General features: G+C 36.6%; 13 protein-coding genes and 1 riboswitch. Of the genes, 5 read left to right on the top strand and 8 right to left on the bottom strand.

Annotated features, from left to right (window positions below; all coding sequences use genetic code 11):
• The first annotated feature begins 230 nt into the window (after positions 1 to 230).
• A riboswitch (ZMP/ZTP riboswitch) is annotated at positions 231 to 316 on the top strand.
• 51 nt (positions 317 to 367) lie between these two features.
• Positions 368 to 1,210 carry a bifunctional 5,10-methylenetetrahydrofolate dehydrogenase/5,10-methenyltetrahydrofolate cyclohydrolase gene (locus tag AN964_RS01390; protein WP_055738008.1) on the top strand — a complete coding sequence of 281 codons (843 nt, stop codon included), beginning with the start codon at positions 368 to 370 and terminating at the stop codon, positions 1,208 to 1,210.
• Between the two features lie 241 nt (positions 1,211 to 1,451).
• Here AN964_RS01390 and AN964_RS01385 read toward each other — a convergent pair whose 3' ends face one another.
• Positions 1,452 to 1,856: a VOC family protein gene (locus tag AN964_RS01385; RefSeq protein WP_055738007.1), complete on the bottom strand. Its 405-nt coding sequence runs from the start codon at positions 1,854 to 1,856 to the stop codon at positions 1,452 to 1,454.
• 254 nt (positions 1,857 to 2,110) lie between these two features.
• On the opposite strand from AN964_RS01385, the gene AN964_RS26610 reads away from it, so the two are divergent.
• Positions 2,111 to 2,269 (top strand): hypothetical protein, encoded by a 159-nt coding sequence (locus AN964_RS26610; protein WP_163258614.1) that lies wholly within the window; start codon positions 2,111 to 2,113, stop codon positions 2,267 to 2,269.
• 503 nt (positions 2,270 to 2,772) lie between these two features.
• Positions 2,773 to 2,919 (top strand): FbpB family small basic protein, encoded by a 147-nt coding sequence (locus AN964_RS25935; RefSeq protein ID WP_126648062.1) that lies wholly within the window; start codon positions 2,773 to 2,775, stop codon positions 2,917 to 2,919.
• A gap of 40 nt (positions 2,920 to 2,959) precedes the next feature.
• Here AN964_RS25935 and AN964_RS01380 read toward each other — a convergent pair whose 3' ends face one another.
• Together AN964_RS01380 and AN964_RS01375 are read right to left on the bottom strand one after the other, a co-directional pair.
• Entirely contained in the window at positions 2,960 to 3,223 is a 264-nt protein-coding gene (locus tag AN964_RS01380; protein ID WP_437177104.1) for a DUF3892 domain-containing protein, read from the bottom strand.
• Positions 3,224 to 3,584: 361 nt separating this feature from the next.
• Positions 3,585 to 4,508 carry a ketopantoate reductase family protein gene (locus AN964_RS01375; RefSeq protein ID WP_055738005.1) on the bottom strand — a complete coding sequence of 308 codons (924 nt, stop codon included), beginning with the start codon at positions 4,506 to 4,508 and terminating at the stop codon, positions 3,585 to 3,587.
• 230 nt (positions 4,509 to 4,738) lie between these two features.
• On the opposite strand from AN964_RS01375, the gene AN964_RS01370 reads away from it, so the two are divergent.
• Complete coding sequence (locus tag AN964_RS01370; RefSeq protein WP_055738004.1) at positions 4,739 to 6,055, top strand: APC family permease; 1,317 nt, start codon at positions 4,739 to 4,741, stop codon at positions 6,053 to 6,055.
• A gap of 319 nt (positions 6,056 to 6,374) precedes the next feature.
• On the opposite strand, the gene AN964_RS01365 is transcribed toward AN964_RS01370, so the two are convergent.
• A complete protein-coding gene (locus AN964_RS01365) occupies positions 6,375 to 7,256 on the bottom strand; it encodes a LysR family transcriptional regulator (RefSeq protein WP_055738003.1) in 882 nt (293 codons plus the stop codon).
• A 256-nt stretch (positions 7,257 to 7,512) separates the two neighbouring features.
• Here AN964_RS01365 and AN964_RS01360 point away from each other — a divergent pair, with 256 nt between their 5' ends.
• Entirely contained in the window at positions 7,513 to 8,721 is a 1,209-nt protein-coding gene (locus tag AN964_RS01360; protein WP_055738002.1) for a multidrug efflux MFS transporter, read from the top strand.
• 18 nt (positions 8,722 to 8,739) lie between these two features.
• Here AN964_RS01360 and AN964_RS01355 read toward each other — a convergent pair whose 3' ends face one another.
• From AN964_RS01355 to AN964_RS01340, 4 genes are all read right to left on the bottom strand, one after another.
• The gene (locus AN964_RS01355) at positions 8,740 to 9,261 is read right to left on the bottom strand and encodes a DinB family protein (RefSeq protein ID WP_055738001.1); all 522 of its coding nucleotides are present in this window, start codon (positions 9,259 to 9,261) and stop codon (positions 8,740 to 8,742) included.
• 155 nt (positions 9,262 to 9,416) lie between these two features.
• The gene (locus AN964_RS01350) at positions 9,417 to 10,379 is read right to left on the bottom strand and encodes a helix-turn-helix transcriptional regulator (RefSeq protein WP_055738000.1); all 963 of its coding nucleotides are present in this window, start codon (positions 10,377 to 10,379) and stop codon (positions 9,417 to 9,419) included.
• Positions 10,380 to 10,935: 556 nt separating this feature from the next.
• Positions 10,936 to 12,186: a DUF445 domain-containing protein gene (locus AN964_RS01345; RefSeq protein WP_367591757.1), complete on the bottom strand. Its 1,251-nt coding sequence runs from the start codon at positions 12,184 to 12,186 to the stop codon at positions 10,936 to 10,938.
• Positions 12,187 to 12,336: 150 nt separating this feature from the next.
• Positions 12,337 to 12,862 (bottom strand): IS3 family transposase (locus AN964_RS01340; protein WP_161809192.1); only part of this gene is annotated, 526 nt, incomplete at its 5' end.

The raw sequence follows: 12,862 nt of genomic DNA, 5'->3' as shown, positions 1-12,862 counted from the left end.
GAATAATTTCACAAATTAGTGTAAAAAAATATAGACATTTTATACAAGCCAGCTAGCTTTTCGAAGAAAGTTTGTGAATTATTTCACTAACTTTCTATATCTATAATATATACCCAACCAACTCCTTATACAATACCGTTCACAAAATATTCAACAAGAAAAAATCCTTGCCAGTATCGATATTGAAGGCGCTGCCCTTTTATGATAAGATTTCACTATAACAATGGATTTTTAAGCACAGTAACTGACGACAAACGTGGAATCGACCACATGGGAGCTGTGTTTTTTATAGAGTCGGGTCGTCTGGGCAGAGATAAGGGGGTAGTACCATCCTTATCTCTTTTATTATTTTAAGGGGGATTTTGACGTGGAAAACCTTATTTTAGACGGAAGAGTAGTGGCCGGGAATGTAAAGGATCGTTTAAAAGAAAGAGTAGCAACTCTAGTGAACAAAGGGGTAACACCTTGTCTTGCAACGATTTTAGTAGGGGATGATCCCTCTTCGGAAACCTATGTAAGAATGAAGGGAAATGCCTGTGAAAAAATTGGGATTAAATCAATGAGAATTCATCTGCCAAAAGAAACTACTACAGAAGAACTTTTGGAAAAAATTAATGAATTAAATGCGGACGAAACCGTTCATGGCATTCTTCTTCAGCATCCGGTTCCTTCTCATATTGACGAACGTAAAGCGTTTGAAGCCATTGATATTCACAAAGACGTAGATGGTGTAACAAGCCTTGGGTATGGCCAAACCGCTTTTGGCTTCGGAAAATATCCTTCCTGCACTCCTGCCGCCATTATGGAAATTTTAGATTATTACAATATACCAGTTGAAGGCAAACATGCCGTTGTAATTGGCAGAAGCCCTATTTTAGGAAAACCTGTCTCTGCCTTACTTTTAAATAAAAATGCTACTGTTACAACTTGTCACTCCCGAACTACTAATTTAGCGGACGTTGTTAAATTAGGTGACATTGTGGTGGCAGCGGTTGGAAAACCTAAATTTATTCAAGGAAATTGGATTAAAAAAGGTGCTGTCGTACTAGATGCGGGCTATAACAAAGGCAATATTGGAGATGTTGATTATGATGCCTGTCTGGAAAATGCCAGTGCTATCACACCAGTTCCCGGCGGTGTTGGGCCAGTGACGATTTCAATGTTGCTTAAGCATACGGTCGATGCTGCGGAGGAAATGATAAATAAGTAAGGGGTTCATCTTGTGTTACTGTTTCCTGAAAAATATTAATCGATTTGACATAGGTTTTTACAATTTAAAAAGCAAAACTCGCCAATGGCGAGTTTTGCTTTTTTGTAATACTTCTGTAAGAGTCCTCCTAAACTTATTAAACATACCTACCGCGCAAGCAAAAAGGCGTCTCTACTAATGTAGAAACGCCACCATAAAACTAATAAAGATTTAATATAAAAAAGTTACTACTACAGCTGCATTAATATTTATTAAGAAAATTTAGTTGCCATGATACTCCGTACCGATCATTTAACCAGCCAAACTTTTTACTAAATCCATAGTCGCCAATTGGCATAAGGGCTTGTCCATCCACAATAAGTTTTTGATAAAGATTGTTAATTTCCTCTTCAGTATCACAGGTAATATAGATTGAGAATGAAGGGGTAAAGGAAAACTGATGTTTCACATTACTGTCAATGCACATAAATTCTTGCCCTTTTAAGGAAAAAGTAGCCTGCATCACTGTTCCTTCATCACCAGATTCATTGGCTCCATATCGAACAATACTTATAATCTCTGAATCATCAATTATGGATGTATAAAAATTCATTGCCTCTTCCGCTTTTCCATCTTGAAACATTAAAAATGGTATAACCTTCCCCATTAAAAATCACTCCTTCAAGTACTTAATTAAAAAATAATTAGCCTTAAGCAATTTAATATGATGAACAGATTATGCAAGATTGATTTCCTTAAGTATGAACTTACCATACAGATAAATCAATCATTGTCATATTTGTTCTTCAATTAACGGGTCATGTGCTTGAAGCCTTCAGTGGCTTTTAAAATTTTCTGGATATACCGAGTGTTTTTTTGTAAATAATAAGAATGTGAAATATTATATTGAGGAGGATCTGTATGCAACAGGATCAACAAGCGAAACAGAATTTGGGTTCTACTACGAAATCGGAATTTACCGGAACTAATCCACAAAAAGTTAAACAAGAAATTCAAAAAGATGTGAGCGCAGGACAAGGTGCAATGACTTCCCGAGAGGCAGGAGCAATGCGCGATTAAAATCAGCTCTGAGTGTTTTTAAAGGTATACACTTTCCATCCTTCAATTTGATTGAATGGAACAAACTAATGAAACGATGGGAAATATAGAGTAAAAAGCAAATCCCACTGTTACTGTCCAAATTATCGGCAGCTGGAAAATTCAAATTCAGAAATATATGCTGAAATTTCTAGTTTATCATCCCAACTGACCACGCGGCGAATAAATTGAAATATGGTCGTAAAAGATTACACAAATGGTGTCCTTCACCTACTACTATCACGAGAAGAATCAGAGGGTGCATTTCATACTGCACCCTTCTTTTATTATTTAAGAAATAGCAATAACTTACTTCGGTCTCAGATTCTGAATATCATCATATTACCACTGCATCATGAGCTATTTATAAAAAGATTGTTAAGAATTTGTAAAAATAAACTGACTATATGGTTTATTTAGATTTTTTATATTATAATAAATTATAGAAAAAATAATTTGATTTTTTTTATAGATTGGAGAAAGCTATGAAAACAAGACTTCGTAAACTGCACAATACAAAGTTTTTCAACTTACATGATTTAATAGATGAAAATAAAAAAATGATGGTAAAAGATGAGAAATTCATTAGTGAATTAGAAAAGAGATTGGATGAGAAGTTAGCGAAGAAATAAATAATGCTCTTACATTTTAAAGCGGGAGATTTTTCCCGCTTTAAAATGAAGGCAAGTTGTCTAAGTTATTTTCTTCAATCCCATCAGGTTCACTGCGAATGATATCACGACCATATTTATGAAAAACATCAATGTGAGCAATTTTTCCTGCTTTTGCTTCGTCCAAGGCAGTAATATAATCTAGTTCGCGACCAGTATTTGTTTTAAAAGCAATAATATCTCCATCATCATTTTTCCTCACTGCCACGACTTCTTCTTTTCCCATTACATTCTCTCCGCCAGCTTCCATTTTTGCTTGCTGCATGGTTTGCTCACGATACTCCTGATAGATTTTCTCAAAATAATTATCTTCCATAAAAAACACCTCCATGTACACTATTATTCTTCGATAGGGTGTATTTTATGTGAAGTTTTCATATCGCTAAAATCACGATTTTTGTGTGGAAATTTAAAAAGTTCCTGATTCAATGAACGAATGTCCATTCTGTAATCCACTTTCTTTTGAAAATCAAAAAATCGTATTGGAAAACGAGCATAGCATTCAATAATTATAGGTTCTGGACTTATTCTACATTCCTACCTGTACCTCTCTTTTATAAAATTCACCTATTTTAAGGCTATACTTTGATGGAAGTAATTTAAGAAAATAAAAAACCCTAAAGCCATTACTTTAGGGGTGTTCCATTTGTATAGGGGTGAAGGAGTGAATAGATTGCCCGGACGACTGGTACTTGAATTCCATGCTTCGTTGCTTGGTCCAAAATATATCCTTGCAGGCTTTCTACTTCTATAGGCAAGCCTTTTTCAAGGTCACGATGCATAGAGGATGTCATAGCTGGAGGAAGTCCCTCGGCTTTATTTATAATTTTTCTTACCGTATCCTCTGCCAATGGAATGTGAAGTGAAATGGCAATTTGATAGATCTCCTGAATTAAATCTACTAACAATGCCTTAGTTGCCGGATCATTCATAGCTACGCCAATTGGCTGCCTTGTTGCAGAAGTAATTCCACTTAATGTAGCTAAAAAGATAAATTTATTCCACATTTCACTTACGATATTTTCAGTCTGTATAACATTCACGTTCGATTGCTTGAACATATCTTCCATTTGATTCAGAAATGGTGTTTTCCCGTTATTTAAGGCACCAAAAACAATATCATGCATTGGGCTTGTTTGAACAATGTCCCCTTCTTCGTTTAACGTGGATTCTATGTAACAAACTCCTCCCAAGATATTCTCTTCACCGAATTGATTCGTTAATATCTCCATATGTTGAACACCGTTAAGCAGCGGTAATATTTTGGCACCATTTTTTATCAATGTCTCTAGCTGTGGAAGTGCCCCCTCTAGATGATAGTTTTTCAATGCTAGAATAACTAGTTCCGGATGTTCAATTTCATTACTGCTTACTGCGAGATTAGGAGTGATGGTAAAATCTCCATGAAAGCTTAAGACTCTTAAATTGCGTTTTTTCAGTTGCTCAAATCTCTTTTCACGGACTAGAAAGGTAACTGGATAACCAGCACATGCCAATTTCCCGCCAAAATAACCTCCGACAGCGCCTGCACCAAATACGACCGTATGCATAATATTCCCCCTTTTTATGACTCAATCTTATTCTATACCATTTCTAATCAATTTGCCCATTATTCTGACTCTTCCCATTTTGCTATTTCACAAAAATAAAAGTTGGGTTTTTTTACAGATAAAATCAAATTTTCCATTGTAAGCGTTTAAAATATAAATATTCTAATAAAATAATTTCGTGTATTTTTATGATATAATTCTATTAAAACAATTGTACGTGAGGGATGGACATGAGCAATGAAACACATTTAAAGAAAAATGTTGGATTTTTACTTTCTGTATCCATTGTCATCGGGACAGTTATTGGTTCCGGAATTTTTATGAAACCTGGAATTGTTTTATCCGCAACCGGGACAACAAGTAAAGCTCTTCTTGCATGGGTGATTGGCGGAATTATTACACTTGCCAGTGGTTTAACGATTGCGGAAGTTAGTGTAAAAATTCCAAAAACAGGAGGATTATACGCTTACTTAGAGGATGTTTACGGCAAGCTTTGGGGCTTTTTATGCGGGTGGGTTCAATCCATTATTTATGGACCTGCCATTATTGGGGCACTCGGTCTTTATTTTGGTACATTAATTGCGGGCTTTTTTGGATGGCCGGATCATACAAAAATTGTGATTGGGATTATGACCGTTATCCTTCTTTGTGTATTAAATTTACTCGGAACACAATATGGGGGTATCATTCAAAATATTTCTACCATCGCTAAATTGGTGCCAATCGTGCTGGTAGCTGTTTTTGGGATTTGGAAAGGCGGACACCCAATTTTTGCAGGGTCGATCCATTCGGATACCATTAATTTTGGGGCAGCCGTTCTGGCGACACTTTATGCATATGATGGCTGGATGAATGTCGGTTTCATGGCTGGAGAAATGAAGAACCCTGCCAAAACATTGCCTCGTGCAATTATTTTTGGAATTGTTATTGTTATTATCGCGTATTTAACTGTTAACATGGCGATGTTTCACACGTTATCTGCTCAGCAAATTATTGATTTAGGTCCGAATGCTGCTAAAACAGCCGCAACGATTCTGTTTGGGGGGTTGGGAGGAAAACTGATCGCAATTGGGATTATGATCTCCATTTTCGGTTGCCTTAACGGGAAAATCCTTACTTTCCCTAGAATTACGCTTGCTATGGCTAATACAAAACTGCTTCCCGGTTCCAAGGCAATTGCAAAAATTCATCCTAAATACCAAACACCTATTGGTGCTACAGTAATACAAGTTCTAATAGCCATTTTGATGATGCTCTTTGGAAACCCAGATCGATTATCCGATCTTGCTATTTTCACAGTATTTATTTTTTATAGTTTAGCATTTTATGCTGTTTTCCTCTTACGGAAACAAGATAAAGGAAAAGAAACAAAAGGTTTATATAAAGTACCGTTATATCCTATTACTCCGATACTCGCCATCATCGGTTCTGCTTATATTGTCATTAATACCTTAATTAGCAGCCCTTTGGATGCAGTGATTTCGATTGGGATTACGTTAATTGGTTTAGTGGTATATTTGATTAGAAAATCAAAGGTTCAATCATGATGAAATGCAATATTGTTCGCTACTTTTGTCCATGAGATCACTTCTTCTCATGGACATTTTGCTGCCGTAATCACTTGCTTATGTCCTTCACACCGTTTATGAAGGACATTTTGCTCCCGTGCTCACTTGCTTTTGTCCTTCACACCGCTTATGAAGGACGTTTTCCTCCCGTGTTCACTTGTTTTTGTCCTTCAGACCGCTTATGAAGGACATTTTGCTGCTGCACTCACTTGTTTTTGTCCTTCAGACCGCTTAACCAAGGACATTTTCCAATGCCCCAAAATGCTACCCTCCTAGGCCATTACGAAAACATAAATGCTCAATCCAATTTTTTAAAATACTCCACCATGAATTCTCGGAATTCCCGGACAACCATTGAAGTATACCGCTCCTTTTTCCACGCCATACCGATTGTCCGCTTACAAATTGGCTGGTCAATGTGCAAAGCGACAATTTTATCATGATGGGAATAACGAAGAGTATGTTCTGTTAAAAAGGAAACTCCCAACCCTGCTTCCACATAGTTTTGAATGAAGCCCGGTTCCTCTAATTCAAAGGCAATATTCGGAGTAAAACCTGCTTTCTCACAAAACCGGTCCGTTAACATTCTGAAAGGGTTTGTTGGTTCCATATGAATAAATTGTTCATCGGCCACTTCTAATAAATGAATGCTCTCTCTTTTCGCCAAAGGATGACTATCTGGAACGATGATGAAAACCTCGTCCTCCATTAGATTCACCCAACTGATGCCTTCTGTTTCAATCGGAAAATAGGTGACACATAAATCAATTTCCCCTTTCTCTAATTGATCCACAATCCTGAAGGGTGAATGCATTCCTACTTGAAACTTTGCTGATGGATATTCTTGTCGAAATTCGCTAATAATATTCGGCAGTAATGGGGTATGCATGACGGAAAGAGATATTCGGTTCTCACTTTCCCCTGCGAGTTCTTCCATTTCGAGTTTTGCGGAATCTAGTTCTGAAAAGGCTCTGTCCACTCTTTTTAAAAAGATTTTTCCATACTCGTTTAATTTAATATTCCTGCCCTCTCGATCAAATAGAGGAAATCCTAGCTCGTCCTCTAATCGAGAAATGGTTTGGCTCAGAGAAGGTTGGGCAATCGTTAGTTTTTTAGCTGCCTTGGTCATATGTTCAAAATGCGCTACGGTTTGAAAATACCTTAATTGCAATAAGTCCACTTTGTCCACCTCTATTGATAGTTCTAAACCTATAAGCAAATAGTAATACATATATTAGTCATTATCAATTATTTGGAGTATGATAAAGGGTATCAATTATTACGAAAGCCGAAATAAAATGAAACTTCAATCATGTTATTATCCAACTGATTGTTAGGTGAAGTAATCGGGCGTTTACAGGCAGTTAGGTTTTGAAGAGAGGAACTTCCTGTCCCTTAACCCGAGATAAATTTCAAATTATAAGAAAGGTGTTCATATGGAAAACTGGAAACGTAATTTATTTGTTTGTTGGTTTGGATCATTTGTAACGGCCGCGGGAATGAGTCAAATCGCACCAATGTTACCTTTGTATATAGATGAACTAGGAGTACATGCTAATTCAGATATTGAAAGATGGTCCGGATTAATTTTTGGCTCGACCTTTTTACTCTCAGCAATCGTTTCACCTATTTGGGGAAAGCTTGCGGATAAAAAGGGAAGGAAATTAATGCTATTACGCGCCAGCCTTGGAATGGCGATCGTTGTTTTTTTCATGGCATTTGTACAAAATGTTTACGAATTACTTGCATTACGAATGTTAATGGGGGCTGTTTCTGGTTATATATCCGCATCCGTAACATTAGTCGCTACGCAAACACCGAAGGAAAAATCAGGATGGGCACTCGGAACACTTTCAACGGGGTCGGTTAGCGGCGGGCTTTTAGGACCGTTATTAGGAGGATTTATTGCAGAATTCTCAGGGATTAGAAGCTGTTTTATTTTAACAAGTGTTTTACTGTTAATCGCCTTTTTTGCTGTTCTTTTTCTAATAAAAGAAGAATTTACGCCTGTTCATAAAACTCCATTGCCATTTAAACAGGTATGGAAGCTTGTTCCGGATACTAGATTATTAATTTCTTTGTTTGCTAGTACGTTTATTTTACAAATTGCCAATATGTCTATTCAGCCGTTAATTACGGTGTATGTAAAAGAATTGTCGCCGCATATTGCACACTTATCCATGGTTGCTGGAATGGTCGTCGCTGCTTCTGGACTTGCCAATATTATTGCAGCACCTAGATTAGGCAAGCTTGCGGATCGCATTGGATCCCAAAAAATCCTTATCGGTGCATTAATTGTCGCTGGGATTATCTTTATTCCTCAAGCCTTTGTCAAATCACCTTGGGAACTAATGGGGCTCAGGTTCTGTCTCGGACTTGCAACAGCAGGATTGTTGCCATCGATTAACAACCTTGTGAGAAAAAGCGCACCGGATGAAGTAGTGGGTCGTATTTTCGGCTATAATCAATCTGCCCAATACATTGGAACCCTTGGAGGATCTGTCTTAGGAGGGCAAATGGCCGGATTATTTGGCATTCATTATGTGTTCTTCAGCACAAGCGCTTTATTACTGCTTAATGCATTATGGGTGTACAGTATTAATCATATCGGTTCTAAAAGAGGGACGATGTCACATAGTCATTAAAAAATAGCACGCTGAAAATCAGCGTGCTTCTTCTTTTTGTTTTTCAAACAAATAAAATATGTAATCCGTCGAAGCGCCAGAATATCCTAATTGTCTTAACATAGCAGTAATATTCCCTCTGTGATAAGTTCCGTGATTCGAAACATGCTGCACCAACTCAGATACGGTGGACTCTAATTTTCCGAACTGAGGATGCTCCGTCACAACAGGTTGGTCCTTGTAACCTAAGCTAGAAAAGAATTCTTCATATTGATTTGCTAAACTTTGATAGGCATTTTCAAAATCGGCAAGATTCATCGTTTTTATTTTCTCCGTTACCCCACCCATTAATGCCACAATTTCGTCGAAGCTTTTCCCCATCATCACATTTAACCAAACCACATCCACTCTATAAGTATGTCCGACAGCATCTAATATAGTTGGGAATACGCTTTGAATTTCCTTTTGTAATAATTGCTCAGGTACTTCCTTTAGCTTCGCAAATACTCTTTTATTCGCCCAAACATGATAATCATAAATCTTTGTAAATTGTTGGTCCATATATACCCTCCTCAACTTTTATCCTATTGTTTTAAAAAAATGGCAGCCTTTCTACACCAATCATCCTTACAATGGTGAATCTCGTGGTCTCTGGCAATAAAATCATTCTATGGTCATCATATCCCATCTCCCCTGACAATTTCAGTCAGTGTAATTTATGATTGATAAAAATTATTTAATTCAGAGGTGATATTTATTAATTTCTCTTTCAAAAAACTTGGCTCCTGCACTTGAATGGATTTTCCAAAGGATAAAATTAGATACGGTAAATAGAAGGTAATCATATCTCTATCAAGCTTAAAATGTACATCATGAACAGATCTTTCTATTAAAACATGTCCTAATAACCAATGCTCACAAAGGTTATCAATCGCTGATTTGTGCCCTTTTATTCGAACAGAGATTAATTCTGCAGGGTCCTGAATACCAGGCAAAATACTATTCATGAAAAATTGCCGTGCGGAAAAGTCCAATGGTCTCTCAAACTTTTGATCTGTCTCTGCAATAGTAATAATTCTATCAACCCGAAAACTCCTAACCTCATTACGAAGATGACAGAATCCTACAACATACCATCGATTTTTCCAGAACAATAGCCCATACGGATCAAGTTGTCTACTTGATTGTTCCTTGCCATTCCCTTTAATGTACTCAATGGAAAGGGTTGTTTCATTTGCAACAGCTTCTTCTAACAGTTGGAGAGTTTTCGTTTTAGGTGTATGAATAGGTGAATGAATTACATCAAATCCTATGGAATGACGATTTATTTTCTTTAGTTGTTCTTCATTTGTATAAAGCTTTAATTTTGATATGGCAGATTCTAAGGCATCACCAAAAGGATAACCTGCTTCTTGTGCATATTTTGCTGCATGAATAAGTGCCTTTTGCTCCTGCAAATCAAAAAATAAGGGAGCCTCATTAAAGTGTTCCAATAAGCTATAACCGCCATTATGACCGGAATCAGCAACAATAGGCACCCCGCTTGCACATAATGAATCGATATAGCGGTATACAGTCCGAATACTAATTTCCAATTCCTCTGCAATCTGTTTTGCCGTCATTTGCTTTCTTGATTTTAACAGCCATAAAATAGATAGCATGTTATCCGATTTGGACATTACTCTTATCTCCTTTTATTAGTTAGTACCCATCTACCCAAACACAAATTAGTATGTACCATGTTTATATTCTCATCTTCCCACTCAATTTCCTCCCACCTGCATTTTAATCAAATGTTTGATTAAATCGCGTAGGCCTTGATACAAAAGAGATTAGCCAATTAATCAAACGTTTGATTAAATTATTTTTTCATCAATCTACCCATCAAAATAAAAAAAATTTTTATACCAAAAACACATTGCAAAATCTCATAAATTTCCACAACACAATTCAAAGTATTTTGCACAGTCAAAAAGGCTTAGAGATGCAAATCTCCAAGCCTTTTTTAATTTTCTTTTATTTGCTAAAGCGCCTGTAGTATACAAGTCATTAGACGCTGAAGCTAGTTTGATAAATAAGCGGAAAAATTCCTCTTAATTAGGAAATAGCTCTGAAAATGACTTAAATAGACGGAAGGATTCCGACTATTGACTAGAAAAACGGAAAAATGGGTAAATTTGCTTTTCTTAATCGGAAAACCTCCGCTTATTTCCCCCCCTTTTATAAGATGTTTTTTTAAATCAATATTTTAAGTGTTGTTAGCACCAATCCAATAATAAACCCACAAACCGCACCGTTAACCCGAATCCATTGCAGATCCTTGCCAACATTGGTTTCAACCAATTCCACCAGTTTATCATTATCGAGCTTATCTAAGTTTTCTCTTACAAGGTTACCGATTTTGGAATGATTTTTTTCAACAAGATCCATTACTTGTTTGTGAATCCATTGTTCGATTTGATCCACTTTAGTTTGATCTGCCTTTAAATCCTCTAATAGCCTTGTTAAAAGCGGAAAAATATACGGATCTAATTTATCATCTTCAATAAATGTTATGAGCTTTTCCTGTGTTTCTTTTAAAATACCCGCAATTTGCTTTTTGGCATCCCATTTTTCCAGAAAGCTGATTTTCCAATGATTCAGTTCTGAAATAACCTGTTGGTTTTCTTTTAAGTTTTCCAAAAATGTTCTTGCCTTCGCAAGCAAAACAGCTCGATTTTTACTGTCACTATTCCGAAGATCATCAATGCCTTTTGTAACAAGCTTATATATAATATTCCCAAGCGTTTCTTCATTAATAAGATTGCGGAATGACTTGATTGCAAATTTAACAAAACCATCTACATCCGCGTTATCGATTAATTCTACAGCTAAGCTTCCCAACTGCTCGCGAGTGCTTTGCTTTGCAATCCATTTCTCTACTTCTGCCAATAGATAATCAAACGTTTTCTCATCGTATTGTCCTGCGAGCGTTTTATCGATGACTAATCCAAGCAGAGCCTTCACATCAATCGAATGAGCTTTATTCTTCACTTCTTTTTCCAGAATGCCAGCTAATTTATCCAAGTCTATTTGTACTACTATTTTTTTCGCAAAGCTGGATATGCCTTTCCGCACTATCCTGGAATCCAAATTCTTTTCAAGCTCCTGCAATAATTTTTCCGTAATTTGAACTTGAGCCACCTTGGATTTAATACTTTCCTTCGAAAGCCAATTGTTCTCTACCAAATTCGTCGCAGCTTCAGTCATACGCTTTCGATTATTCGGCAAAAGTGCGGTGTGTGGAATCGGAATGCCTAGTGGGTGGCGAAATAACGCAGTTACCGCAAACCAGTCTGCCAGCCCTCCTACAACACCGGCCTCAAATGCCCCTTGTAAAAGTCTGCCGATTATATAATCTTGAAATGGCATCGTAATAAAAAAACCTAATGCCATCACAATTAGAAAAAGAGTTGCTAAATATCTAGAATTTCTTTTTTGTTTCACCAATCATCGTTCTCCCTTAATCATGAGGATATAATTAACATTATCTCCAATTTTCGAGTTTCTTCTTCATTTATTGTTATGTTATTTTGCAGTTAAAGTCAATCAAAAAACCGCCTAAGTTGGTGGTTACCCCTAAAAGTTAGAGTTTTATTATGCAGCTGATTGGCTGGATTGAGTTCGGTATTCAACTGGACTCATTCCAGCCAATTTTTCTTTTGAACGTTCATTGTTATACCAGTAGATATATTCTTCTATTCTTCTTTTTAATTCTTCATAGCTTACTAGAATCTCCCCATAATACATTTCTTGTTTTAAAATGCCGAAGAAATTCTCCATCGAAGCGTTGTCTGCGCAGGTTGCTTTACGTGACATGCTTTGGAATATTTTATTTTCTTTTAACGTTCTGACCCATTGGTTGTGTTGATAATGCCAGCCTTGATCGGAATGGATAGTGGTGCGATAGGTCGCATGATTCTTTAATATCTCTATTGTTTCTTTTAAAGGTTTCATGACAAGATCTAACGTTGGACGTTTCCTAATTTCAAACGCAACAATTTCTACGTTATAAAGGTCAAGAATCGGATTTAAATATAACTTCTCATCGCCTAGACATTTGAATTCTGTAATGTCTGTTACTAATTTTTGAAGAGGGATAGGTGTGGAAAAACGCCGGGAT

The organism is Heyndrickxia shackletonii, assembly GCF_001420715.1.
Taxonomy (GTDB): domain Bacteria; phylum Bacillota; class Bacilli; order Bacillales; family Bacillaceae_C; genus Margalitia; species Margalitia shackletonii.
The sequence above is the reverse complement of the archived record's forward strand: the minus strand, read 5'-3'. Positions and strand labels throughout refer to the sequence as shown.